The organism is Ruegeria sp. AF7 (assembly GCF_056541885.1).
Genome location: NZ_JBQFYX010000003.1, coordinates 125,999 through 151,378, shown reverse-complemented (window position 1 = coordinate 151,378; position 25,380 = coordinate 125,999). Strand labels below are relative to the sequence as shown.

Annotated in this window: 26 protein-coding genes; 16 read left to right on the top strand and 10 right to left on the bottom strand. The window is 60.3% G+C overall.

Features of this window, described 5'->3' with window-relative positions:
* Positions 1-44: 44 nt before the first annotated feature.
* The 3 genes from ACR0AP_RS09140 to ACR0AP_RS09130 all read left to right on the top strand — a co-directional run bounded on the left by ACR0AP_RS09140 (position 45) and on the right by ACR0AP_RS09130 (position 3,289).
* Positions 45-560: a DUF3035 domain-containing protein gene (locus ACR0AP_RS09140; protein WP_480506498.1), complete on the top strand. Its 516-nt coding sequence runs from the start codon at positions 45-47 to the stop codon at positions 558-560.
* A gap of 81 nt (positions 561-641) precedes the next feature.
* Complete coding sequence (locus ACR0AP_RS09135) at positions 642-1,982, top strand: M16 family metallopeptidase (protein WP_480506497.1); 1,341 nt, start codon at positions 642-644, stop codon at positions 1,980-1,982.
* Positions 1,979-3,289 carry a M16 family metallopeptidase gene (locus ACR0AP_RS09130; protein WP_480506496.1) on the top strand — a complete coding sequence of 437 codons (1,311 nt, stop codon included), beginning with the start codon at positions 1,979-1,981 and terminating at the stop codon, positions 3,287-3,289. Before ACR0AP_RS09135 ends, ACR0AP_RS09130 begins: the two co-directional genes overlap by 4 nt.
* A gap of 22 nt (positions 3,290-3,311) precedes the next feature.
* On the opposite strand, the gene ACR0AP_RS09125 is transcribed toward ACR0AP_RS09130, so the two are convergent.
* From ACR0AP_RS09125 to deoC, 4 genes are read right to left on the bottom strand one after another with little or no spacing between them, the layout of a single operon-like run.
* Positions 3,312-4,121: an SDR family oxidoreductase gene (locus ACR0AP_RS09125; RefSeq protein ID WP_480506495.1), complete on the bottom strand. Its 810-nt coding sequence runs from the start codon at positions 4,119-4,121 to the stop codon at positions 3,312-3,314.
* A gap of 24 nt (positions 4,122-4,145) precedes the next feature.
* Positions 4,146-6,479: an aldehyde dehydrogenase family protein gene (locus tag ACR0AP_RS09120; protein ID WP_480506494.1), complete on the bottom strand. Its 2,334-nt coding sequence runs from the start codon at positions 6,477-6,479 to the stop codon at positions 4,146-4,148.
* Between the two features lie 9 nt (positions 6,480-6,488).
* Positions 6,489-6,740 (bottom strand): hypothetical protein, encoded by a 252-nt coding sequence (locus ACR0AP_RS09115; RefSeq protein WP_480506493.1) that lies wholly within the window; start codon positions 6,738-6,740, stop codon positions 6,489-6,491.
* Between the two features lie 3 nt (positions 6,741-6,743).
* A complete protein-coding gene (gene deoC / locus ACR0AP_RS09110) occupies positions 6,744-7,742 on the bottom strand; it encodes a deoxyribose-phosphate aldolase (RefSeq protein WP_480474226.1) in 999 nt (332 codons plus the stop codon).
* 198 nt (positions 7,743-7,940) lie between these two features.
* Between deoC and ACR0AP_RS09105 the strand changes: the two genes are divergently transcribed.
* The 6 genes from ACR0AP_RS09105 to ACR0AP_RS09080 all read left to right on the top strand — a co-directional run bounded on the left by ACR0AP_RS09105 (position 7,941) and on the right by ACR0AP_RS09080 (position 15,243).
* On the top strand, positions 7,941-8,894 hold the full coding sequence (locus ACR0AP_RS09105) for a metal ABC transporter solute-binding protein, Zn/Mn family (RefSeq protein WP_480506492.1): 954 nt from the start codon (positions 7,941-7,943) through the stop codon (positions 8,892-8,894).
* Positions 8,895-8,897: 3 nt separating this feature from the next.
* Entirely contained in the window at positions 8,898-9,701 is an 804-nt protein-coding gene (locus ACR0AP_RS09100) for a metal ABC transporter ATP-binding protein (protein ID WP_209505072.1), read from the top strand.
* Positions 9,702-9,704: 3 nt separating this feature from the next.
* Positions 9,705-10,910, top strand: a complete 1,206-nt coding sequence (locus ACR0AP_RS09095) for a metal ABC transporter permease (protein ID WP_480506491.1) — start codon at positions 9,705-9,707, stop codon at positions 10,908-10,910.
* Positions 10,907-11,836, top strand: a complete 930-nt coding sequence (locus ACR0AP_RS09090; RefSeq protein ID WP_480506490.1) for a metal ABC transporter permease — start codon at positions 10,907-10,909, stop codon at positions 11,834-11,836. Before ACR0AP_RS09095 ends, ACR0AP_RS09090 begins: the two co-directional genes overlap by 4 nt.
* A 262-nt stretch (positions 11,837-12,098) precedes the next feature.
* Positions 12,099-13,961, top strand: a complete 1,863-nt coding sequence (gene mutL / locus ACR0AP_RS09085; protein ID WP_480506489.1) for a DNA mismatch repair endonuclease MutL — start codon at positions 12,099-12,101, stop codon at positions 13,959-13,961.
* A gap of 52 nt (positions 13,962-14,013) precedes the next feature.
* Positions 14,014-15,243 carry a DNA recombination protein RmuC gene (locus ACR0AP_RS09080; RefSeq protein WP_209505068.1) on the top strand — a complete coding sequence of 410 codons (1,230 nt, stop codon included), beginning with the start codon at positions 14,014-14,016 and terminating at the stop codon, positions 15,241-15,243.
* A 63-nt stretch (positions 15,244-15,306) separates the two neighbouring features.
* On the opposite strand, the gene ACR0AP_RS09075 is transcribed toward ACR0AP_RS09080, so the two are convergent.
* A complete protein-coding gene (locus ACR0AP_RS09075) occupies positions 15,307-15,957 on the bottom strand; it encodes a ChrR family anti-sigma-E factor (protein WP_480506488.1) in 651 nt (216 codons plus the stop codon).
* Positions 15,958-15,967: 10 nt separating this feature from the next.
* Positions 15,968-16,624, bottom strand: a complete 657-nt coding sequence (locus tag ACR0AP_RS09070; RefSeq protein ID WP_209598534.1) for a sigma-70 family RNA polymerase sigma factor — start codon at positions 16,622-16,624, stop codon at positions 15,968-15,970.
* Between the two features lie 146 nt (positions 16,625-16,770).
* On the opposite strand from ACR0AP_RS09070, the gene ACR0AP_RS09065 reads away from it, so the two are divergent.
* The 4 genes from ACR0AP_RS09065 to ACR0AP_RS09050 all read left to right on the top strand — a co-directional run bounded on the left by ACR0AP_RS09065 (position 16,771) and on the right by ACR0AP_RS09050 (position 18,663).
* Positions 16,771-17,544, top strand: a complete 774-nt coding sequence (locus tag ACR0AP_RS09065) for a DUF1365 domain-containing protein (RefSeq protein WP_209505066.1) — start codon at positions 16,771-16,773, stop codon at positions 17,542-17,544.
* 86 nt (positions 17,545-17,630) lie between these two features.
* Complete coding sequence (locus tag ACR0AP_RS09060) at positions 17,631-17,948, top strand: DUF3775 domain-containing protein (RefSeq protein WP_209505065.1); 318 nt, start codon at positions 17,631-17,633, stop codon at positions 17,946-17,948.
* A 246-nt stretch (positions 17,949-18,194) separates the two neighbouring features.
* Entirely contained in the window at positions 18,195-18,422 is a 228-nt protein-coding gene (locus ACR0AP_RS09055) for a DUF1127 domain-containing protein (RefSeq protein WP_480506487.1), read from the top strand.
* Positions 18,423-18,459: 37 nt separating this feature from the next.
* Positions 18,460-18,663, top strand: a complete 204-nt coding sequence (locus tag ACR0AP_RS09050) for a DUF1127 domain-containing protein (protein ID WP_209505063.1) — start codon at positions 18,460-18,462, stop codon at positions 18,661-18,663.
* 94 nt (positions 18,664-18,757) lie between these two features.
* On the opposite strand, the gene ACR0AP_RS09045 is transcribed toward ACR0AP_RS09050, so the two are convergent.
* The 4 genes from ACR0AP_RS09045 to ACR0AP_RS09030 are packed head-to-tail and all read right to left on the bottom strand — an operon-like array spanning position 18,758 to position 22,257.
* The gene (locus ACR0AP_RS09045; RefSeq protein WP_480506486.1) at positions 18,758-19,900 is read right to left on the bottom strand and encodes a saccharopine dehydrogenase family protein; all 1,143 of its coding nucleotides are present in this window, start codon (positions 19,898-19,900) and stop codon (positions 18,758-18,760) included.
* Between the two features lie 3 nt (positions 19,901-19,903).
* Complete coding sequence (locus tag ACR0AP_RS09040) at positions 19,904-20,959, bottom strand: saccharopine dehydrogenase (RefSeq protein ID WP_480506485.1); 1,056 nt, start codon at positions 20,957-20,959, stop codon at positions 19,904-19,906.
* A 14-nt stretch (positions 20,960-20,973) separates the two neighbouring features.
* On the bottom strand, positions 20,974-21,588 hold the full coding sequence (locus ACR0AP_RS09035) for a glutathione S-transferase family protein (protein ID WP_480506484.1): 615 nt from the start codon (positions 21,586-21,588) through the stop codon (positions 20,974-20,976).
* Between the two features lie 18 nt (positions 21,589-21,606).
* Complete coding sequence (locus ACR0AP_RS09030) at positions 21,607-22,257, bottom strand: histidine phosphatase family protein (RefSeq protein WP_480506483.1); 651 nt, start codon at positions 22,255-22,257, stop codon at positions 21,607-21,609.
* A gap of 139 nt (positions 22,258-22,396) precedes the next feature.
* Between ACR0AP_RS09030 and ACR0AP_RS09025 the strand changes: the two genes are divergently transcribed.
* The 3 genes from ACR0AP_RS09025 (at position 22,397) to gcvH (ending at position 25,360) form a co-directional block, all read left to right on the top strand.
* Complete coding sequence (locus tag ACR0AP_RS09025; protein WP_480506482.1) at positions 22,397-23,593, top strand: Zn-dependent hydrolase; 1,197 nt, start codon at positions 22,397-22,399, stop codon at positions 23,591-23,593.
* Positions 23,594-23,881: 288 nt separating this feature from the next.
* Entirely contained in the window at positions 23,882-24,976 is a 1,095-nt protein-coding gene (gene gcvT, locus ACR0AP_RS09020; protein WP_480506481.1) for a glycine cleavage system aminomethyltransferase GcvT, read from the top strand.
* Between the two features lie 18 nt (positions 24,977-24,994).
* A complete protein-coding gene (gene gcvH, locus ACR0AP_RS09015) occupies positions 24,995-25,360 on the top strand; it encodes a glycine cleavage system protein GcvH (RefSeq protein ID WP_209505056.1) in 366 nt (121 codons plus the stop codon).
* Positions 25,361-25,380 lie beyond the last annotated feature (20 nt).

The window sequence follows — 25,380 nt, the reverse complement described above, 5'->3', positions numbered from 1 at the left end:
GAATGATATGCGATAAAAGCGCCAGAAACAGGCTGGAGACACCAATGCGGATGCCGCGCGCCATATTTGTTCTGACAGTTGCCGCTGCGGTTGCGGCATGTTCGAATCCCGGACTGCGGGATCTGGCGCCTCCCGGACAGGGTCCGGATGAATTTTCGGTATTGCCGGTCAAGCCGCTGACCCAGCCTCAGGATTACGCGTTCCTGCCGGCACCCACGCCGGGTGGTGGGAATCTGACAGACCCGACCCCCAACGCCGATGCGGTAGTCGCGCTGGGTGGTAATGCCGCCGCCCTGAACCCCAACGCTGGTGTGCCGTCGTCGGATGCGGCGCTTGTGACGGCGTCCAGCCGTTATGGCGTGTCACCCGATACGCGGCAGGTGGTCGAAGCCGAGGACGCCGCATTCCGCAAACGCCGGGGCCGCTGGACCGGTCTGCGCCTGTTCCCTGTCGACCGCTATAGTCAGGTCTACGAACGCCAGTCGATCGATCCGTTCTCGGAAACCGATGCCGCCCGCCGGGCCGGGGTCGAGACCCCGACCTCGCCCCCGAATGAATAATTCTTAACTTTCCGTCATCGGGCTTGAACCCGGGCCGCACCACCGTAGTTTGAATGACAGAAACGAAACGGAGGATGCCCCATGGTTCGGGCCCTGGCCTTGTCGGCTGCCCTGATCGCCACCACCCCGGCTTTTGCCGGGGGCGGGAAAGAAGCGGTCACCACATTCACTTTGGACAACGGCATGGATGTCGTCGTGGTCGAAGATCACCGCGCGCCTGTCGTGCAGCATATGGTCTGGTACCGCGCCGGATCGGCGGATGAGCCGATCGGATCGTCGGGTGTCGCGCATTTTCTGGAACACCTGCTGTTCAAGGGCACAAATACTTTGGCGCCGGGCGAATTCTCGGCCACTGTCGCGGCCAATGGCGGTAACGACAACGCGTTCACTTCGTATGATTACACTGCCTATTTCCAGCGCGTCGCCGCCGACCGGCTTGAGCTGATGATGCGTATGGAATCGGACAGGATGCGGAACATTCGCCTGAGCGAAGAGGACATCGTGACCGAGCGCGATGTGATCCTTGAGGAACGCAACCAGCGCACCGAGAACAACCCACGCGCCCTGTTCGGCGAACAGATGAGCGCGGCACAATACCTCAATCACCGTTATGGCGTGCCGATCATCGGCTGGAAGCACGAGATGGAAGAACTGGAACTGGAAGACGCACTGTCTTTCTACCAGACCCACTATGCGCCCAATAACGCCATTCTGGTTGTCACCGGAGACGTTGATCCTGCCGAGGTCCGCACTCTGGCCGATCAGTATTACGGTGTGATTCCGGCCAATGCGGAATTGCCGGAACGGATCCGGTCGCAAGAACCCCCGCAAAACTCCGAACGCCGTCTGACATTCAAGGACCCTCGCGTGGCGCAACCCTATGTCCAGCGCAGTTATCTGGCGCCGGAACGCGATCCGGGCGATCAGGAAAAGGCGGCAGCCCTATTTCTGTTGGCGGAACTTCTGGGGGGCAGCACGACCTCTTACCTGAACGAAAAGCTGCAATTCGATCAGAAAATGGCTGTTTATACCGGGGCGTTCTATCGTGACGTCTCGCTGGATGACACAACATTCGACCTGTTGGTGGTTCCCGCCGAAGGAGTTTCCCTGCAAGAGGCCGAAGATGCCATGGATCAGGCCGTGGCCGATTTCATTGCCGAAGGTGTCGACGAGGGCAATCTGAACCGTATCAAGATGCAGTTGCGGGCCGCGCAGACCTATGCGCGCGACAATGTGGACGGGATCGGCAACCGCTATGGCCGCGCCCTGACCAGCGGCCTGACAATACAGGATGTGCAGGCATGGCCCGATATCCTTCAGGCCGTGACCGGAGACGAAATCATCGCCGCCGCCCGTGACGTTCTGCAACCCGAGGCGTCGGTCACCGGCTGGCTGATGCGCGATGATGAGGTGACGCAATGAAACGGTTTCTCGCAACGCTGATTGCCTGTCTGGTTGCTCTGCCCGCTTTGGCCGAGATCGAGATTGAAGAAGTGACCTCGCCCGGCGGGATCACCGCATGGCTGGTCGAGGATCACTCGATCCCTTTCACCGCGCTTGAGCTGCGCTTCCGTGGCGGTACGTCGCTGGACGACCCGGACAGGCGCGGCGCGGTCTATCTGATGAGTGGGCTGATCGAGGAAGGTTCCGGTGAAATGGACGCGCGAACCTATGCGCGCGAGCTTGAGGCTCTGGCCGCATCGTTCCGCTATAACGCCGGTGACGACACGGTTTCGATTTCCGCACGTTTTCTGACCGAAAACCGGGATGAGGTTGCCGACCTGCTGCGTGAGACGATTCACGAACCGCGCTTTGATCAGGACGCGGTCGACCGTGTGCGCGCGCAAATCCTGTCCGGGCTGCGATCAGATCAAACCGACCCGAACGAGATTGCAGGCCGCAACTTTGCCCAGATGGCCTATGGCGATCACCCTTATGGATCGGAAGGCAAGGGCACAATCGAAAGCGTCTCGGCTTTGACACGGGATGACGTGGTAACGGCGTATGAAAGCGTTTTTGCCAAGGATCGTCTTTATGTGGGGGCTGTCGGCGATATCACGGCCGAGGAACTGGGCGCATTGCTTGACACATTGCTCGCCGACCTGCCGGAAACGGGCAAGCCCATCCCGGGCAAGGCCAACGTGACCATTCCCGGTGGGATCAGTGTTGTCGAGTTTGACACCCCGCAATCCGTCGCGCTGTTTGGCCATGCCGGAATGGATCGGGACGATCCTGATTTCTTTGCCGCCTATATCCTGAACCACATCCTTGGCGGTGGCGGGTTCGAAAGCCGTCTGATGCAAGAGGTGCGTGAAAAGCGTGGCCTGACCTATGGGGTTGGAACCTATCTTGTGCCCAAGGATCTGGCCTCGGTTTACCTGGGGTCGGTGTCATCGGCCAATGACCGCATTGCCGAGGCGATACAGGTTATTCGCAACGAATGGGCGCGCGCCGCCGCCGAAGGGGTGACGCAGAAGGAACTGGACGATGCCAAGACCTACCTGACCGGCGCTTATCCGTTGCGCTTTGACGGCAACGGGCAGATTGCCGGGATCATGGTGGGGATGCAGATGGAAGGATTGCCCATCGACTACATCGCCACCCGCAATGACAAGGTGAACGCGGTCACACTGGAAGACGTGAACCGCGTTGCATCCGAACTGTTGGATCCGGACGGCCTGCATTTCACTGTTGTTGGAAAGCCGGTTGGTCTGGAAACTACCAACTGAACTGCATGGGGTGAGTTGCGGCTCACCCCTTTTTCATGCCACGCAGCATGTCGCCCATCATCTGCCCGAACTTGCCCGATCCGCGCTGATAGAGTGCCCCGTCCACGGCCAGAACCGTGCCGCTGATATAACTGGCCAGATCCGAGCTGAGGAACAGGCAGGCATTGGCCACGTCCTGCGGCTGACCCCAGCGGCCCAACGGCACGTCGCGGCGCAGTTCTTCGTGGGCGTTTTTGGTGGGCGCAAGGCGTTTCGCACCCTCGGTGCCTTCGATGAACCCCGGCACAACCGAGTTCACCCTGATTCCCTCGACACCCCATTCCATCGACAGCGTGCGGGTGATCTGATCCACCCCCGCCTTGGCGGCGCAGACATGGGCTTGACCCTCATAAGGCAGATAAGATTGTGGGGCCGAGATATTGATGATGCTGGCACCGGGGCGTTTGAGGAACGGATACGTCCCCTTCATCACGTGGATCGTGCCCATCAGGTCGATATCGATCACGGTCTTGAACGCGTTGACCGACATTTCGGACGCCAGCGCCGGGAAATTACCCGCCGCGCCCGAGATCAGCACATCGATATCCCCGAAGGCGTCATGGAACTGCTTCAGTCCCGCCGCCACGGCGCCTGCATCGCGCACATCAAACGCAACCCCAATCGCATCCTGTGCGCCTGCGGCTTTCAGCGCGGCGATGGTGTCATCGACCTTGTCCTGCGAGCGGCTGGCCACGGCCAGTTTCGCACCCGAGGCCGCGAAGGCCTCGGCGATGCCCCGGTTGATGCCACTGGTGCCACCGATGACGATGACGGTTTTTCCCGAAAAATCCATGTAGGCCTCCCTGGGCAGGGAGCCCTACTCGCCGTAGGGCACCCAGATGTTTTTGACTTCGGTTGCAGCCTGAAGGAAGCGGCGGGAATGGTCCATGCTCCAGTCAAATGCCGTCGCGTTATTGACCCAGGTCCGCTTCAGGTTCCCGGCTGAAACGACCTCGATCTCTTTCGACAGGTCGGTGGACGAAAACGACCAGACCGCGTCGACATTCAGATGCGAGGCCAGCGGTTTCGCCAGTTCCGCATGGCTGCCCGTCAGGATGTTGACCACACCGGCAGGGACGTCCGAAGTCTCAAGGATCTGGTAGAAATCCGTCGCCGCCAGCGGGTAGGGCTCAGAAGCCACCAGAACCGTCCGGTTGCCCATCGCAATCGCAGGCGCCATAGCCGAGACCAGACCCAGCAGCGGTGCTTCATCCGCGCAAAGCGCACCGATCACGCCAACGGGTTCCTTCATGGCGATGGCCACGCCCCGGATCGGAACGCCATGCACCTGGCCGTCATACTTGTCGGCCCAGGCGGCAGCAGTGAACAGGCGTTGGATCGAAGCCTCAACTTCTTTCGCGCCGTCTTTCCTGCCGGTCATGGCGTCGATCCGCGCCGCGAATTCACCGGCGCGGGCCGAGAGGTTTTCGCCGATGTAATACAGGATCTGGGCCCGCAGATGGCCGGTGGTTCTGGACCAGCTTTTGGCACCTGCCGCAGCCTCGACCGCGTTGCGCACGTCCTTGCGGTTGGCAAGACCCACATGGCCCAGCAGGCCGGACTTGCCCCAAACCGGTTTCGAATAACCACCATCGGGCCGCGCCTGCTTGCCGCCGACATACAACTTGGCAGTGCGGTCGATCGGGTCGACCGGTGCCCCTTCGCCCATGGCTGCCTCGACCTTTGCCAGCGGCTTGGCCTTACCCTTGGGTCTGGTATAGGCGGTCAGCCCTTCCCAACCGCCTTCGCGGCCAAAGCCGCTTTCGCGGACCCCACCGAACCCGGCAGCGGCGTCAAACAGATTGGTAGCATTCACCCAGACGACGCCCGCAACCAGCTTGGGCGCGATATCCAGCGCAAGGTTCACATTCTCGGTCCAGACGGTCGCCGCCAGACCATACCTGGTGTTGTTGGCCAGCTCGACGGCCTCTTCCGGTGTGCGGAAGGTCGAAGACACCAGCACCGGGCCAAAGATCTCTTCCTGCATCAACGGGTCCGAGGTTTCGAGCCCCGAGATCAGTGTCGGCGGGTAGTAGCAGCCGTTTGCGGGAAGATCGCAGGCGGCTTGATGCACATGGCCCGCAGTGTTGCTTTCGACCATTCCTTTGATGGTCTGCAACTGAACCGGGTCCACAACCGCGCCCACGTCGATGCATTTATCCAGCGGATTGCCGACGCGCAGCGTCTCCATCCGGGCGCGCAGCTTGTCGTGGAAACGGTCGGCGATACCTTCCTGCACCAGCAGTCGCGAACCCGCACAACAGACCTGACCTTGATTGAACCAGATCGCATCCACCAGCCCTTCGATGGCCGAGTCGATATCGGCGTCATCAAACACGATGTACGCGGATTTGCCGCCCAACTCCAATGCCAGTTCCTTGCCAGATCCGGCAGTGGCCTCACGGATGCGGCGGCCCACAACAGTCGAGCCGGTAAAGGCAATCTTGTCCACGTCCGAGGCCACGATCATCTCGCCCACAGCACCGTCTCCGGTGACGATGTTGACGACACCTTTCGGCAGACCGGCCTGTGTGCAGATATCGGCAAATAACAGCGCCGTCAGCGAGGTATATTCAGCCGGTTTCAGAACCACCGTATTTCCCATTGCCAGCGCAGGCGCGATCTTCCACGCCAACATCAGCAGGGGGAAGTTCCACGGAATGATCTGACCGCACACACCCAACGCTTCAGCGTCGGGCAGCTCGCTTTCCATCAGCTGCGCCATACCGGCGTGGTAATAGAAATGCCGCTGCGCCAGCGGAATATCGATGTCACGCGATTCCCGGATCGGTTTGCCGTTGTCGAGGCTTTCCAGCACCGCAAACAGACGCGAATGCTTTTGCAGCAGTCGCGCAATTGCATAGAGATACCGCGCACGGCCCGCGCCACCCAGTTTCTCCCATTTGGGCTGCGCCTTGCGGGCAGCGGCGACGGCAGCGTCCACATCAGCTTGCTTCGCCTGGGTCAGCTTGGCCAGAACCTCTCCGGTCGCGGGGTTGCGGCTGTCGAACCCCTTGCCGGGTTTGGTGAAGGCCCCGTCGATGTAGTGGCCGAACTTGTCGCCCTGATCGACCAGCCAGGCCAGTGCCTCGGCAGCGCTTTCGGGGGCAGGGCCATAGTCCATGGTTTCGAAGATTTCTTTGACTGTCATGGTTGATCCTTAGTCCTTTTGCGCACGGCCTTGTTCGCACCAGAATTTTGTTTTCACGTCGGGTTGATTTTGAAACAACTCAGCGGCCAGCTGACAGTTTTCAAAGTTGTAGTTGCCGCCATTCTTAGTGTCGAAAGTAGCAATATGAACCTTGGTGATTCCGTCGACCAGCGACGTTCGATACAAAGAGTAGATGGTCTCCGCGGCGAATGCGGAGTCTGCAAAAATAACTGCAATCGCAAATGCAGAGATGCGCTTCATTTTTCACCCCATAGAGTGGCGATAACCGGCGGAATATGCGCCTGTCACATAGTGTTCCAACTGCCGTTCGATATCGCCCAGCAGTGACGACGCACCAAAGCGGAACAGGTCGGGTTCCAGCCAACGGTCGCCCAGCTCATCCTTGATCAGCGACAGGTAGACCAGCGCGTCCTTTGCCTTGGAAATCCCACCCGCAGGCTTGTAGCCAACGCGATAGCCGGTGCGGTCATAGTAATCCCGGATCGCCCGGATCATGACCAGCGACACGGGCAGGGTGGCGTTAACGCTTTCCTTACCGGTCGAGGTTTTGATGAAATCCGCCCCCGCCATCATGCACACCAGCGAGGCGCGCGCGACATTGCGCAGGCTGCCCAATTCTCCGGTCGCAAGAATGGCTTTGACATGAGCATCGCCACAAGCCACGCGGAACGCCTTCATCTCATCATACAAGGCCTGCCAGTCCCCCGACAGCACGTGACGGCGCGAGATTACGATGTCGATTTCCTCGGCCCCGGCCTTCACGCTTTCCTCGATCTCGGCCACGCGCAGATGGAACGGGGACAGTCCGGCGGGAAAGCCGGTGGACACGGCAGCGACCGGAATGCCAGTTCCTTTCAGGGCGTCTACAGCGGTTTCGATCATGTCGTGATAGACACAAACCGCCCCGGTCGTGATCGGCGGCATGTCCAGCGCCTGAAGGACCGAAGGCGCAACCGGCTGACGGGCCTTTGCACACAGGCGGCGCACACGGCCCACCGTATCATCGCCCGACAGCGTGGTCAGGTCGATCATCGTGATGGCTTTCAGCAGCCACGCAGCCTGATATTCCTTCTTGACCGAACGGCGGCCCGGCAATGTGGCCGCACGGCGTTCAATCGCGGAAGTATTGGCCTGAACGGCGCGCACCCAGTCCAGATCCAGTTCCATTCCGGGGTTCCGGGGTTCGGTTACTTGCGGCAGATGCGCGGTGCGCACGGGGCTTTCTGAGCTCTGCGTATCCATGGTTACGTCCTTTGGGAGGTTTGCGACAAAATCGCACGGGTGGCCCGGGAATGGAAGGTGTTCCGGCGCAATGATCGAATATTTTTGACCATTTGGACAAATAATTGAGGTTTTCTTGCGAATAATTCTCATTAGCGTTGACTTAGTTGCGAATGGTTCTCATATTTGATCCAACACGTATCCAAATCGAGGTTGGAAATGATTCGTCGGCATTGCCTTGCATTTTTGGCTCTGGCCCTTTCGGTGCCAGCCATGGCTTTTGCCGGGGCACCGCTGAAAGTGGTGGCGACGACGGGCATGATTGCAGATGCGGCCCGTCAGGTCGGCGGTGATCTGGTTGAGGTCAGAGGGCTTATGGGCCCCGGCGTTGATCCCCACGCCTATCGCCAGACGCGCAGCGATATTGTTGCGATGACACGGGCAGACCTGGTTCTGTGGCACGGCCTGTATCTCGAAGCGCAAATGGAAGACTTTTTTCATGACCTCGTGCGGAAACGGACCGTCATTGCGGTTGCAGAAGGCGTAGATAAGTCCATGCTGCGTGCGCATGATGATTATGTCGACAAGTATGATCCGCATGTCTGGATGACACCCGCGCTGTGGCGCGAGGTTGTTGTTGAAGTGCAGCGCGCCCTGACCGAAGCCCGCCCCGAAGCAGCCGAGGTTTTTGCCGCCAATGCACAAGCCCATCTGGCGGACATAGACCGTCTGACGGCCTATGCCGAGGAAAGCTTGTCTTCAGTACCGGATCACAACAAGGTTCTGGTCACCGCCCACGACGCCTTTGGCTATTTCGGCGAAAGTTTCGGGTTCGAGGTTCTGGGCATTCAGGGCATCTCGACCCAATCCGAGGCGGGCCTGAACCGGATCGGAGAGTTGGTTGACCTGTTGGTTGATCGCCGGATCACGGCGGTCTTCGTCGAAAGCTCGGTTTCTGACCGGTCGATCCGCGCGCTGATCGAAGGGGCCGCAGCCAAAGGGCACGAGGTGAAGGTCGGGGGCGAGTTGTTCTCGGACGCCATGGGCGAGGATGGCACCTACGAAGGCACTTACATCGGGATGCTGGATCACAATATCACCGTCATCGCAGGCGCATTGGGCGGGGATGTTCCCGATCGCGGCATGGACGGCAAACTGTCAGCGGGGTTCTGAAAGATGCTGGGGCTGATCAGCAACGAAGGTGTGACGGTCCAGGAACATAATCTGGATGACAGCCCTCTGGCTGTGCGGGGTCTGACGGTTTCCTACGGGCAGAAGCCAGCGGTCTTTTCGGTTGATATGACAGTAACGCCCGGCGCGATGACCGCCATTATCGGGCCGAACGGTGCTGGAAAATCAACGCTGCTCAAGGCGGCGCTGGGCATCGTTACGCCATTGTCGGGGCAGGTGACCGTATTTGGTCAGCCGCTGAATTCGCAACGCGCACGTGTTGCCTATGTTCCCCAGCGTGCCAGCGTGGACTGGGATTTCCCGACACGTGTGATCGACGTGGTTCTGATGGGTCTGTCGCGTGAACTGGGCCTGTTGGGCCGCTTGCGCGCGCGCCACAAGGCCCGTGCGATGGATTGCCTGAACCGTGTCGGAATGCGCGATTTCGCGGATCGCCAGATAGGCCAGCTGTCCGGTGGCCAGCAACAGCGTGTGTTTCTGGCGCGTGCTCTGGCTCAGGATGCTGATCTGTACCTGCTGGACGAGCCGTTTGCCGGTGTCGACGCTGCTACCGAAAAAGCCATCATCGCGGTGCTGAAATCCCTGAAAGAGGCCGGTAAGACAGTCGTTGTCGTGCATCATGATCTGGCCACCGTGACCGACTATTTCGACCACGTTTTCCTGATCAACACTCGCAAGGTGGCCGAAGGGCCGGTGGCCGAGGCCTTCACGGCGGAAACGCTGCAATCGGCCTATGGTGGCAGGTTGGCAACGGCCCAGATCGATCAGATTTCACGCGCGCTGGGATAGTTCATGCTTTGGGATGCTCTGACCCTTCAGCTTGGCTATAACGCCACGCTGGTTGCCATCGGTGCGACATTGCTTGGCGTGTCGGCGGGCGTGACAGGGACCTTCCTGTTTCTGCGCAAGCGCGCCCTTGTCAGCGACGCAATCAGCCATGCAACCCTGCCGGGCGTCTGTATCGCTTTCATGGTGCTGGTCGCGCTGGGTGGGGACGGGCGCAACCTGCCGGGCCTGTTGGTGGGGTCCGCCATTTCAGCCTGGGTTGGTCTGTTGTGCATGAACTGGCTGACACGGCGCACCCGACTGGCCGAGGACGCCGCGATCGGTGCGGTCCTGTCTGTGTTCTTCGGCTTTGGGATCGTGCTGCTGACGGTCATCCAAACCATGGGGGTTGGCCGTCAGGCCGGGCTGGAAGGTTTCCTGTTGGGTTCGACCGCTGGAATGCTGTGGGCCGATGCGGTGATCATCGCACTTGGTGGCGCCTTGACCTTGGCTCTGGTGCTGATCATCCGTCGTCCGATGACCCTTGTCGCATTCGACCCCGAATACGCAGCGGCGCGCGGGTTGCCAGTGCATCGTATCGACCTGGCCATGATGGGGCTGGTCATGGCCGTGACCGTGGTCGGCCTGAAAATCGTCGGCCTGATCCTGATCGTGGCTTTGCTGATCATTCCGGCAGTGACCGCCCGGTTCTGGTCTGACCGCTCGGAACGCGTTGTTCTGTTGGCCGGGCTGGCCGGTGGGCTGGCCGGATATATCGGCGCTGCCATATCCGCATCTGCGCCCAATCTTCCAACCGGCCCGATCATCGTACTGGTCAGCTTTGCCTTTTTCCTCGCCTCCCTCTTCTTCGCCCCGATGCGCGGCGTTCTGGCGGCGGTGCTGCGGCATCTGCGGTTTCAGCGCCGGGTGCATATTCGTCAGGGACTTCTGGCGATGGCGCAAGGGCAGAAGATCTATGAGCCCCTGACCCTGCGTTTGCTGCGGCGTGCCGGGTTGGTCCGGGCGGATGGCGTCGCGACAGACACCGGTAAGGCCCGCGCGGCCAAGGCCCTGCGGGATGAAAAGCGATGGGAAATCGTGCGCGCCGATCAGGCGCACGAGGCGACAGCTGCGCTCTATGACGGGTTGCGTGATATCGAGACCGTTCTGACACGCGACCAGATTGATGAGATCGACCGCCAGATTGGCGGGCCGCAGGGGATACCGGCATGAGTGGTGAAGAATTCGTCCCGCTGTCTCTGACGCCGCTGCTGATCGGAACATGTGCGGCCATCGCCTGTGCCTTGCCCGGCAACTTTCTTGTGTTGCGAAAACAGGCGCTGATCGGCGATGCGATCAGCCATGTGGTGCTGCCGGGTATCGTTGTTGCGTTTCTGCTGACAGGTGCCATATCCACCTGGCCGATGATGTTGGGTGCGGCAGGGGCCGCGGTTCTGGCTGTTGTCCTGATCGAGGCCATTCGCCGGCTGGGGCAGATCGAACCCGGGGCCGCCATGGGCGTGGTCTTTACCACCATGTTCGCGGCAGGCGTTCTGCTGCTTGAGCAGACGGATACGTCAACCGTGCATCTGGATGTGGAACACGCGCTTTACGGCAATCTCGAAAGCCTGATCTGGCTGGACGCGACCGGGTGGTCCTCGTTGCTGGACGCTCAGGCCCTTGCCGGATTGCCCCCGGAACTGCCCCGTATAGCGCTGACACTGGTGGGAGTGATGCTGTTTACATGGCTGTTCTGGCGGCCGCTGAAAATATCCACCTTTGACGAAGGTTTCGCCCGCACGATTGGTATTCGCACGGGACTTCTGGGTATGGCGCTCGTCATCACTGCGGCCATCGCGGCGGTTGCCGCTTTTGACGCGGTAGGCTCGATCATCGTGATCGCGATGTTTATCTGCCCTCCGGCAGCCGCGCGGATGCTGACCAACCGGCTTGAGGCGCAGATTGGCTGGAGTGTCGTGATCGCTATAACCTCTGCCGTGACAGGGTATGTGCTGGCAGGCTACGGACCCCTGTGGCTGGGTGCAGCGGATGCGGTCAGTGCGGCGGGGATGATCGCAACGATGTCCGGGCTGATCCTGGCACTGGCGGCCATGTTTGGCCCATGCCGCACACGTGTTGGTGTTCAGACATCAGCCTGAGACGGCATTTTCCTGCCGCAGATGCCCATGCGTCATCGGCCAAACTCTGCCCAGATGCCGTTAAGGTTAATCTTAAGCAGATTTTTGGGAAGTCTCGTGCTAGAGGGCTGCCCATTGATTAGCTGAACACACCACTCACTCTGGTAGGCCCGGATGGTACGGAATGGGGATTCATTCACGGCCATCCGGGCGCCCCTTTCCGATCAGAAGACATGCTCAAACCGGTGGCAGAATCGTGCGCGGTTGTGCTAGGTCTAGGGGTATGGCGCAGACAAACCCCAATATCAGCGAAAATCGCCCCGTGATCAGACAGCTTGACGATGCTGCCATCAACCGTATTGCGGCGGGTGAAGTGGTGGAACGCCCGGCCTCGGCGGCCAAGGAACTGGTCGAGAATGCGCTTGATGCTGGGGCCACGCGTGTAGCCGTCGAAATCGCCGACGGGGGAAAGACGCTGATCCGCGTGACCGACGATGGGTGCGGTATCCCGGCTGAAGATTTGCCGCTTGCCCTGTCGCGCCATGCCACATCAAAGATCGACGGATCGGATCTGCTGAATATCCACACCTTCGGGTTTCGAGGCGAAGCCTTGCCTTCGTTGGGGGCTGTCGGACGCCTGACCATAACCAGCCGTGCGCCGGGTCTGGATGCGGCGCAGATCCATGTCGCGGGTGGCAAGATGGGTTCGGTCAAGCCTGCCGCCCTGCGCGCGGGCACGGTGGTCGAGCTGCGCGATCTGTTCTTCGCCACCCCCGCCCGGCTGAAATTCATGCGCACCGATCGGGCCGAAGCGCAGGCGATCACGGACATGGTGAAACGGCTGGCGATGGCCGAACCATCCGTCACATTTACCCTGCGCGATGTCTCGGGCGGTGGCGAAGGCCGCGTGATCTTCCGCGCGGATCGCGAGAATAGCGACCTGTTTGACGCCCTGCACGCCCGTCTTGCCCGTGTGATCGGGCGCGAGTTTGCCGAGAATGCGCTGCGGATCGATGCCACGCGCGACGGTCTCAGGCTTTTTGGTTATGCGGCCCTGCCGACCTATTCCCGTGGCGCTGCGGTGGCGCAGTACCTTTTCGTCAACGGGCGTCCCGTGCGCGACAAGATGCTGACCGGCGCTTTGCGGGCGGCCTATTTCGATTTCCTCAGCCGGGACCGTCACCCGGCCGCGGCATTGTTCATCGACTGCGACCCGACATTGGTTGACGTGAACGTTCACCCTGCCAAGTCCGAGGTCCGGTTCCGCGATCCGGGCGTTGCGCGCGGGCTTATCGTGTCCAGCCTGCGCCACGCATTGGCCGAGGCCGGGCATCACGCGTCCTCGACCGTGGCCAATGCGACCCTGGGTGCGATGCGACCGGAACCCGCGCAGTCCGCACCAGCGCGGGTCTATCAGATGGATCGCCCGTCGCCCGCAGCGCGCCAGGCCGCGTACCGCGCGCAGGCTCCGGGTTTTGCGGAACTTGCGCGTGATTACAGTGGCAGCATTGTCGATCCGATCCCGGTTGCACCCGCTTCGCAGGGTCAGGAGCCCGATGCGCAGAATCTTCCGCTGGGCACTGCGCGCGGGCAGGTGCATGAAAACTACATCATCGCCCAGACTGCCGATGGAATGGTGATCGTTGATCAGCACGCCGCGCATGAACGGCTGGTCTATGAGAAGCTGAAAACACAAATGACTGAGACGGGCGTCGCGGCACAGGCGCTTTTGATCCCCGAGATTGTTGAGTTGTCCGAAGGTGACTGCGCCCGCCTGATGGCTGTCTGTGATGATCTGTCCCGTTTGGGGCTGACCATCGAACCCTTTGGCGGAGGCGCCATTGCCGTGCGCGAAACCCCGGCCATTCTGGGCGAGGTCGATGCGCGCGCGATGATCCTTGATATCCTCGACGAACTGGCCGATCAGGGCGAAAGCCAGATGGTGCAGGCAAGGATCGAGGCGATCCTCAGTCGGGTTGCCTGCCACGGCTCGGTCCGGTCCGGTCGTCGGATGCGGGCCGAGGAAATGAACGCCCTGCTGCGCGAGATGGAGGCGACGCCGCATTCCGGCCAGTGCAATCACGGGCGACCCACATATGTGGAACTGAAGCTAAGCGACATCGAACGCCTGTTCGGGCGCAGTTGATCCATTGGCCACTGCAGGTTAGTAAGAATAAAACAAGAACATCCGAGGCGACATGATCAAGATTGCAGGAACAGAATATGCATTGGATGACCCGGTTGTTCTTATCGTGGGCGGAACAGTTGCGCTGATCCTGCTGCTGCTGTTCCTGTCGTTGCGCGCCGCCAATCGCTCGGCCCGGATGGCGGAACCGCTGGCGCGGCAGATGGCGCTTCTGGGTCAGCATGTGCAGCAGTTGGGGCAGGGGCAGGAACAGTTGCGCGGCGGCTTGCAGCATGTTTCGGACACACAGGCCAACGCGCAGGTGCAGGTGATCCAGACGGTCGAGGCACGCTTGTCCTCGGTTCAGCAGCAGATGAATGACCGGCTGGCGGATAACGCGATGAAATCGGCTCGCGCGCTGGCCGAGATGCAGGAACGGATGAAGGAAACCCTGCACGGTTCGTCAAAACAGACGGCGACATCACTGACGCAGCTGCAGGAACGTCTGGCCGCCATCGACAAGGCGCAGGACAATATCACGAAACTGTCGGGCGATGTTCTCAGCCTTCAGGATATCCTGTCGAACAAGCAGCGGCGCGGGATGTTTGGTGAGATTCAGCTGAACGATATCGTGTCCAAGGCGCTGCCCGCGGACAGCTATTCGCTGCAAGCCACCTTGTCGAACGGCAGGCGCGCGGATTGCCTGGTGCATCTGCCGAACCCGCCCGGCCCGATCGTGATTGACGCGAAATTCCCGCTTGAGGATTTCGAGGCACTTGCCGCCGCGCAGACCAAGGCGGATGTTGAAAGATGCCTGCGGGCTTTTGGCGCTGCCGTGAAAGTGCATATCAAGGCGATTTCCGAGAAATACATCCTCGACGGGGAAACCGCTGACGGTGCCCTGATGTTCGTCCCGTCCGAAGCGATCTATGCCGAGCTGCACGCCCGCCTGCCCGATGTGGTGCGCGAAGGGTTTGCCGCAAGGGTCTGGATCGTCTCGCCCACCACCTGTATGGCCACGCTGAACACGATGCGGGCGATCCTGAAAGATGCGCGCATGCGTGAACAGGCCGGTGCGATCCGCAAAGAACTGGGATTGCTGCACAAGGACGTGGACCGTCTGGGCGACCGCGTTTCAAACCTCGACCGTCACTTCGGGCAGGCGGCCAAGGATATCTCGGAAATCAAGATCAGTGCCGAAAAGGCTGGCCGCCGGGCGCAGCGGCTGGATAATTTCGACTTCGAAGAAATCGCGCCCGATACTGAAACAGAGGTTGTGCCGCTGGCACGTCACGAAGGCTGAACATCCTGTTGAAGAACTGAACCGGCACCGGGCCGGTTCTGATGGGCCAGCGCCTGCAAGGGTTCAGATACGCAGAAAGGGCTGGAACAGGCGCGGCATCAGCTTGTTGAATTTCAGCGGCGCGTCCGTAACCGCCAGGCATATGCAGTCTTCCGAGATATCCGCGACGGGTGTGTGTTCCAGATCCTCGTCAGCGATTTCAACATCGCCACGGGCAAAACGGTCAACCTCGTCCGTGAAAGCCCCTTGCAGAACCATTGTCAGCTCCATGCCGTTGTGGCCATGATCCGGCACGGCAGCACCGGCCGGAATGAAAAGCAAGCGGGCGGTGGCGTCTTTGGTGGTCGGCAGGATCGCCTGTTTGACGCCCATACCTATCGACCTCCAGCGGATGTCCTTGACTGTTCCGCCCACGTAATCCTGCAACGGGGCCGGCAGAACTGCACATCCCGGGCGAACGGGCTTGGGCGCCGGAGCACCTTGGGAGATCAAAGCCATCGTGGCCGCCAGTGAAGTTTCACTCATGCTGACACCCTCACTCTGCTCGTCCAGAACATGCCCGCCAACGGCGTCATAGCTTTCTGCGCGCGCGCGGCAGTGGTCGCACAGGGACAGATGCGTGGCGACCATCAGATCGAAGGCTTCGGGCAGACCGCCTGCGGCATAGGCCATCAGCAGGTCATCCGTCAGGTGATGTTTGATCAACTTGCTCATCTTACTCATCTCAGTTCATCGCGTGGCGCAAGCGGTCCAGCGCCAGCCGTATGCGTGATTTGATCGTTCCCAGCGGCAACCCGGTCTGCGATGCGATTTCCCGGTGACTCAGGTCGCCGAAATATGCCTTCTCGATCAGGTCCCGCTGTGCATCCGGCAACGCCTTCAAGGCGGTGCGCAGTTGCGCGGTTTCCTGTTGCAGCGCGATGACGTCATCCTGATCGGGCTCAGCCTCGGGCCCCCAACCCAGATCTTCGGGTTCAGGGCGGCGTTGCTTGCGCAGCACGTCAATGCGCTTGTTTCGAGCGATGGTGAACACCCATGTGGCTACGGTGGCACGCGTCGGGTCGAACAGGTGGGCCTTGTGCCACAAGGTCGCCATCACTTCTTGCGCGCATTCTTCTGCCATGGTGGCATCAGCCCCTGACTTCATCAGGAACGCCTTGATACGTGGCGCGAAGTGCTGGAACAGCTCGGCAAATGCCGCCTGATCCTGCGCATCCCGGATGCGTCTGACGTGGTCCACCCATTCGGCCCTGGTCTCGCGCTTGCTGTTGATTTCGTTCACCCGCCTACCCTTGATGCGTTTGTGGACGCGCCAAGGTTGAGGGGCGGGTGTTTCAACCGCTGGTCCGTCCAAGGTCGCTGTATTGGTCTCGGTAAACATAACCATATTACGGCGCATGTCCCAAGCCGGATCACTTTATCGGAACATTTTGATCCGCTCCCGGCCAAGTCTCGTAATATGAACACCAGCGGCAAAAAAGAAATCGCGACTGCTCTGGCGGTTATGCAAGGACCAGAAGGCATCGGATGGCAAAAACGATAGATCATGTTGCAGGCCACACCTATCACGGCCGCAAGGGGGCAATCGACAACGCCTTCCGGTATTCTGTCGATTACATCCTGTTTGATCCCGAAGCCCGGTTGACCACGCCTTTTCTGTTTTCAATGGACCGGACAAATGTCACCAACTGGCGAACCCGCGATCACGGAGGAGAGCCAGGTCAAGGCCATGGTGCCGCCTGGCTGCGCGCGCGATTTGCCGAGATGGACATTCCGCAACCCGCGCAGGTCATGCTGCTGACCCAGCCAAGGGTGCTGGGCCACGTTTTTAATCCCGTCAGTTTTTGGTTTTGCTTTGACCGCGATGATCAGCTTTACGCCGTGGTGGCCGAGGTGACGAACACCTTTGGAACGCGCCACAGTTATCTGTGCCATAAGCCGGATTTTTCAACCATCGAACCAACCGACCGATTGGCGGCCGAAAAGGTGATGCATGTCTCGCCCTTCCAGAAGATTGAAGGCAGCTATACGTTCCGCTTCGACTACAGCCCGGATCGGGTTGGTGTGTGGATCGACTACACGCGCGCGGGTGGCGGGTTGATCGCGACACTGACCGGACCGCGCCAGCCATTGACCAGCCGGGTGATCCTTTGGTCTTTTCTGCGTCGCCCATTCGGTTCGCGGCGCACTTTTGCGCTGATCTTATGGCAGGCCTTCAGGTTGTGGCTGAAAAAAGCTGCCTTCCGTCCGTTTCGCAAGGAACCTGTGCCTGATCATCCAGTATCGCGTGTGGGGCAGTGACCAGCCTGTTTGTTCAAGATCAAAGACGCAGGCGCCTGCCAGTGGTTGTGATGGCGTAACAACCGCGAACACGAGGAGTCGAAGAGATGTTGGAAATCTCGGCAAGAAAAGTCGCCCAGGTCGCCATGATGGGCCGCGAGCTGAACCGGGCCGAGGGCGAATTGCGGGCGTTCATCGACCGCATGAGCGAAGACGAGCAGGCCGAACTGGTCGCCATCATGTGGATCGGGCGCGAGAGCTTTTTTGCGGAAGATCTGGCTGAGGCCATCGCCACCGCCAAGTCCGAGGCTTCGACCCCTTGTGCAGACTACCTGATCGGAACACCGCACATGTCTGACCACCTTGAGAATGGTCTGGATGCACTGGGGATATCAGCGGAAGACGTGGAAAACGATCTGATGTAGGCCGCTCGACGGCCTCACCCCAAAAACAGACCTGTGCGTTGGTCGCCAGGGTCGGATACCGAGGCCAATGCGCTTTCCGCTATGCGGACACCCCAAAAAATGGGGAACAGGCGGGGCAATCTGGCCGTGAACACCTGCGCGCGCAACCTCAAGAAACCTTAATGTTTCCGACTGGCGACCTTAACGGTGGCCTCCCTTATTTGAAGCTATCACAACCAAGCAATTCAAATTTCGGAGGAACCAGCAATGACCCATGCACAGACGATTGACACTCATAAGGGCCTCTTGGACGGCCTCTTTGCCAAATATGCCGAGACAAAAGTAGAACATTTCCGACGTCAGATTTTCTCAAGAACCGTTCGGAAGCTGGAAAAGCTCAGCGACATGCAGCTGAACGATATAGGCATTCCCCGCGACCAGATCCGTCGGCGTGCTTATCAAAGCGTGTATCACAACGCACCGTATCAGCAGTGACCCGAAAGTTTCGAAACCCTAGCGTGAGGTAATCAGTATGTTTGACTTTATCCCCTCGACCAATCAACCGGCCCCGGCCGCCAGCGCCTTGTTGCTGTTTGACCGCGCCATGCGCCTTCGTGCCATCAGCCCGGATATCGTGCGCGCCGCCCAGCATCTGAACGGTCTGACAGACCATCAACTGGCCGAGCTTGGCATCAACCGCAGCGATGTCGAAGACACCATCGAACGTTATATCTGAAGTTCTCTTCAGGGAATTCCAGACGAGTTTATCATGCCTGAAGAAGAACAATAAAAGCCATTCCAGAAACTCTGGAGTGGCTTTTTTGGTGCGATCAGGCCGTATGATCCACGATCTGCAAGTGCTGGGCCAGCCGGTCGATCTCGGCCATCCAGCCTTGTACCAGTTTCGGGTCGCTCGGGGCTGCGTGAACACCTGCCGGGATGGCGCGGTTCATAACGGCCTCGACGGCAAGTGAAACCGGGATCGATACCAAACGCGCCATTGCTGTGCCGCGCTCATCGCCCCAGGCGTCCATGACATAGGTCTTGTGCCAGACTTCGACGCCGTCTTTCTCGGCCTTCAGTCCAACACACAGCACCACGCGGTCGGGCTCACCCTCGTCATAGGCGTTTTCGTCCCAGAACTGGTCGGACATCTCTTTCAGACGCGCATCCCCTTCCGGGCCCGACAGGGTTTCGATTTCACGGAACACATCCGACCACGCATCCGCCCAACCGTTCAGGCGCAGGGTGCCGCGGACGAATTCCCTGACGGGCCAGTGATCCTCGAACTGGTACTGCGCCTTGAACGGGATCGAGTCGCGGTTGGGATAGACCTCGAAACTTTCCGGCGTTGGCAGCGGCGCGATATAGCTGCTGATCGCATCCCACGGGCGGGCAACGTCCAGCGGGGCATAGTCGCGGATCGACTTCGATGGTGACCGAAGCGCCTTGAGCACACCCAATGGTGACCAGCTGAACTTATAGCGGAACGGATTCGGGATTTTGGGTATGCCACCGCAATAGGAAATGAAGCTCAGGTGGTTTTGCGGATCGAACGCATCCGAGGCGCGATAGTCATCGACCAGCGCATGCGCCATCAGGTGGTCGATGCCCGGGTCCAAACCAACTTCGTTGACCAGTGCTACACCGGCCTCGCGCGCCTTGTCGTCCAGTGCGCGCATTTCGGGCGCAATGTAAGACGACGACACGAAATTGGCCTGTTTCGAGATCGCCAGCTCCGCCAGTGGTACGTGCCAGTCGCCCGGCAGCATGGACACGATCACGTCGCCCTTCTCAAGCACATCACCCAGTGCGTCGATGTCGAAGGCGCGAATATCGTCGGTCAGGTCTCCGACCTCGGCCTTGGCTTTTTCGATCGTCCGGTTCCAGACGGTGACCTTGTGACCGCCCTCGATCAGACGGCGCAGGCCGGGGATGGCCGACAGGCCGGTGCCACACCAGTGAATCGTCATCGCTCAGATCCCTTCGATATGTGTTTTGTAAATCGCTTCTGCCCGACCCCAGACGCCGCTGTCCAGATCGGTCAGGGTCAGAAGCGACGGCAGAAGCTGTGCCGCATAATCTTCCGAACTTTCGACCGGCAGCATCGACGGCAGGTTATCGATGGCCATCACGTCCATCACCGGATCGGTTGCCACGCGCAAAGCAGGCGCGTCCCATGTGGTTGCACGGTCATAGACCGGCACCGGGTTGTAATCACTGTCCGGGTCGCAGGCGACATCGCCGATGGCGGTCAGGTTGCGCGGGGCAGTCAACGCCTCACGCGGAACAAAGACCGGGGTTCCGGGGCGCGCGAAGATGCAGTTCAGGAACAGGTCGTGGTCCAGAATTTCCGGAAACGGCCCGCCGCTTGCGGTTTCCGCCATGTCCCATTTGGTGACGTCGACGCCCATCGCGTCGCACAGGTCTGCGGCCCCCGTACCCACGCGACCCAGTGCACCGATGACGATGGCGCGGGGGCGTGGGGCTCCGGTCGCGTCCAACTCGGCCAGCAATTCGGCGTTCAGAGCGTCTTTGCCTACATACACCCCAACCGGCGGGCATTCCTCGCCCCGTTGTTGCGCCGCCCATGTCTTGAGCGTTACCGCAGCACCGGCATACCCGGCCCAATAGCCAAAGGCGGCAACCCGGCGGCCGTCTTCGCTCACCAGGTATTCCAGATCATAAAGCGTACCGCCCCCTGCCTTGAACCGCTCCAGCAGCGCGCGACCCGAATGCTGGCCCTTATAGGCGTGGCCGAACATGATGTGGCGATGGGGCAGGGGGGTGCCATCTTCGGGCAGTTCCTTGAGGCCAAAGATGATCGCATCCAGCGGGGCTTCGGGCCACGAATTCTCAGCCGCGATTGCACAGCCGACGTCCCTGTAGCCATCAATCGGAATGGCGCGGACATAGCTTTCCTCAACCGTCACGCGGATGCCGGACGCGATCAGTGCCGAGGCCCCTTCCGGTGTCAGCCCAACCCGTTCTTCGTTCGGGCGCTGTTCCGCCCTGACCCAGAGATGTGTCATCTTAATTCCTTTTGTCAGAGCATCCCGGCAGCGCGCACCGCCTGAACCGAAGGCCGTGCCTCCATCGCCTTGCGGAAGGCGAGAATTTTGGGGAAGGCCGAGACATCGACGCCGTCACCTTCAAGCCAGCTGCAAACCACATAAAGATAGGCATCGGCCAGAGAGAACGCGTCCCCCAGAACAAACGGCCCGCGCAACCCGTTTGACGAGATATAGTCGCAAGATGCGGTCATCGTCTGCGCGACCTTGTCCGTCATGTCTTTCCAGCTGGATTTCTTGTCGGCCCAGCGATGCCCGCGCAGCTTGTGGGCGTGGTTCACATGCATGGTCGAGGCCAGATAGAACATCACCTCGCGCATGCGGGCGGCCACGACCGGATCAGTTGGCACCAATTCGGCCTCGGGTGCCTTGGCCGCAATATATTCCAGCAACGCGCCGGTCTCGGTCAGGATGCCGCCATCAACCACCAGCGCCGGAACGCGCCCCTTGGGATTGATCTGCTTGTAGGCCGGTTTTGTCTGTTCCCCATCGGCAAAGTCCAGCTTGATCGCTTCATAGTCCAGCCCGGCCTCTTCCAAAGCAATCGCAACCGCGACCGAGATGGTTCGGGGTGCATAATAAAGCTGCATCAGGGATCTCCGATCTGGTTAGAGGTGGGTTTGCGCGAACTGCCGGTCGGGTGCTTCCAGATGCGGCACCGCGTTGAACAGAACCGGGCTCAGCTGCGCGCCAATCGGGTGCAGACGATGCATCGACGTGTTCATGATGGCAAGGGCCACCCGTGCCATCGACGGGATGTCCAACCCCATCGCCTGCCGCACCACCATCGAGATCAACCCGCCCGAGGTCACGACGATGGCCGGTCCGCCCTCGGTCCCGATCTCGTGCAATGCATCGCGGACGCGGGCTTCAAACGCGTCGAAGGATTCCGGCGCGTTCTCGATCTTTCCGCTGGCCCAGGCCGCGAAGGTTTTGGGCAGGTGTTCGACAAATCCCTCGCGATCGGTCGGGATTTCGACGCCGTGTTGTTCTTCGAACAACTGTGCAAGGGTGAAATACTCAATCTCGTTCAGCCGTGCGTCGCAGACAGGATCGGTCAATCCCATGCTGGTGACCGTCTCGGTGTGGCGGGTCAGGGTGCCACAATAGACGCGTGTATAGTGGCTGCGGGTGTCACGCAGATGCGCGCCCAGCCAGCGGGCCTGTTGATGGCCCAGTTCGCTCAGCTTATCATAGCTTGCTTCGTCGCGCGCCGTCGTGTTTGCCTGCCCGTGGCGCACCAATGTGATATGTGACATGTCGCTCCCTCTTGCGCCGAAGTCTTAGGGCAGGTTCCTTGCCGGGACCAGAGGGGTTTCTTGATCTCACCGGAAAAACATTCGCAGCCGTCCGGTTTCTGGCTATGGTCGCCCTGACCAACCACGCCCGGAGGGATTCATGGCCGTCGATCACACGCGTTTTCTGGAGGATCTGCACAAGCTGCGTGAATTCGGTGCCTCAGGTGTGGGCAAAGGGGTCATCCGCCCGGCCTATTCAAAAGCGGATTTTGCGGCGCGCCAATGGTTGGCGGACCGTATGGCCGATGCAGGTCTGACACCGCATTTCGACCCGGTCGGCAACCTGTTCGGGTTGGCGCCCGGTCGCTCTCTGCTCATGGGGTCGCATTCCGACAGCCAGCCCGAAGGCGGCTGGCTGGATGGCGCGCTCGGCGTGATCGCCGCGCTGGAGATCGCGCGGTCCAGCGACCAGCCGATCTCGGTCGTCAGTTTTCAGGACGAAGAAGGCTGGTTCGGTGTGACCACGGGCTCGGCGGTCTGGTCCGGCGGTCTGCCGCTGGACAAGGCCGATGTGTTGACCGACGGTTCTGGCGTCAGCTTTGGCGAGGCCCGATCTTCCATGGCGGATCTGTCGCAGGGTTTTGTCGATCCCGCGCGGTTCAGCGGTTTTGTCGAGATGCATATCGAACAGGGCCCTTCTCTGGACGCTGCGAACGAGCAGATCGGTGTCGTCACCGATATCGTCGGCATCCGGGACATGTCGGTCACCTTCGAAGGGCAGCAGAATCACGCGGGCACCACGCCGATGCATTTGCGCCGCGATGCGTTTCAGGCGTTGTCACTGTTCAATACGCGCCTCAACGAACGGTTTCGCAACGTGGTGACACCACAAACCGTCTGGACCATCGGGCGGGTCGATCTTCACCCCAATGCGTCGTCCATCGTGCCGGGTCGGGCGCGGTTCTCGATGCAGTGGCGCGATGGCGATCCGGATCGGCTGTCGCGGATGGAGGAGATTATCCGTACCACAGCGCAGGAAATAGCCAGCGAACAGGACATGGTGCTGACCTACGGCCCTTTGCTCGGGTTGGAACCCGTCACGATGGATCAGACGCTGCGCGCGGCGCTGGAACATGGGGCCGAACAGGTGGCCCCTGGCAAATGGCGCAGGATGCCGTCGGGCGCGTTGCACGATGCCACAAACGTGTCGCGCCTGATGCCCGTTGCGATGCTGTTTGTGCCCTCGATCAACGGTGTCAGCCACGATTTTGCCGAAGATACCGCCGAAAGCGATCTTGTGGCCGGGCTGAGGGTGCTGGATCTCGCAGTGCAGTCACTTGACGGGCAGGCGCGATAAGATGCGGGCAAAATACTGTTTTTACAGGCCATTGCGGTTGGTTGGTCTGGTGTTATCGTCGCGCTCGAAACTGTGATCGGCAAACCTTTGCAAAAGCCAAAAGACGAATGTTGCCTAAGGGAAAAAAGTTTCCTATAGGAACGCAAAGGATGCATGCGCCCGTATACAGGCTTGTCCAACAGACGGTACTCTGGTTCGTAAGTTGACCGGAATCGTTGCAAAATTGATAGCGTGGGGCAGACTGACGGGAATGCGTTCGAAACCGATAGATACGAAAAGGTATCCAAGATGACCGAGATTAGACGCACGCCATTGTATGCCTTGCATGTTGAGTTGGGCGGCAAGATGGTTGATTTTGCCGGGTGGGAGATGCCGGTTCAGTATCCGCTGGGGATCATGGGCGAGCATAAGCAGTGCCGCGAGAAGGCGGCGTTGTTTGATGTGTCGCATATGGGTCAGGTGATATTGCGGGGCGAGAATGTGGGCGAGAAGCTGGAAGCACTGTGTCCGCAGGCTTATGCGACGCTGAAGGAAGGCAAGGCGCGGTATGGGTTCTTCACCAATGCCGAAGGCGGGATCATGGACGATTTGATCGTGTCGAACGCGGGGGATCATTACTTTGTGGTGGTGAACGCGGCGCTGCGCCATCAGGACATTCCACATATGCGCGCCAATCTGGACGGCGTCGAAGTGACCGAGATCTTCGACCGCGCGCTGGTTGCGGTGCAAGGCCCCAAGGCCGAGGATGTGGTGGGCGCGCTCTGCCCCGCGGCGCGCGATCTTAAGTTCATGGAAACCACGATTGCCGACATCCTGGGTGTCGAATGCCGCATCTCGCGGCTGGGCTACACGGGCGAGGACGGGTACGAGATCTCGATCCCCGAAGACAAGGCGATCGAGATCACCCGGGCGTTCCTTGCGCATGAGGATTGCGAACCGGCGGGTCTGGGCGCGCGCGATAGCCTGCGGCTTGAAGCCGGTCTGTGCCTTTATGGCAATGACATCGATCAGAGCACCTCGCCGGTCGAGGCCAGCCTTGGCTGGGCGATGCAGAAGCGCCGTAAGGAAGAAGGCGGCTTTCCGGGTGCGGAACGTGTGCAGCGCGAACTGGCCGAGGGGCCTGCGCGCAAGCTGGTGGGCATCAAGCCCGACGGGCGCGCGCCCGCGCGTCAGGGGGTCGAGGTGCAATGCCTTGAGGGCAACACCATCGGTCAGATCACCTCGGGCAGCTTTGGCCCCACGGTCGGCGGCCCGGTTGCGATGGGCTATGTGTCCGCGGGCCATGGCGAGCCGGGCGAGAAGGTCAACCTGATCATCCGGGGCAAGGCGCAACCGGCACAGATCGTGGCGCTGCCCTTCGTCAAACAGAATTACAAGCGTTGAAGTCAGGAGAGAGACACCATGGCAACCTATTATTCCGAAGAACATGAATGGCTGGCGGTCGACGGCGACACGGCCACGCTGGGCATCACCAAACACGCGGCCGAGCAGCTGGGTGAGGTGGTCTTTGTCGAGCAGCAGGAAGTGGGCGACGAGTTCGAGAAGGATGGCGAGATCGGCGTGATCGAATCCGTCAAGGCCGCCTCCGAGCTTTACGCGCCGGTTGATGGCGAGATTACGGAAGTGAACGAGGCGCTGGCTGACAACCCCGGCGCGCTGAACGACGACCCCGAGGGCGAGGCCTGGATCTACAAGATCAAGATCGCCGATGCCGCGCAGCTGGAAGATCTGATGGACGAAGCCGGCTACAAGGCCTTTATCGGCTAAATCCGGCCCGGAGCCCCAGA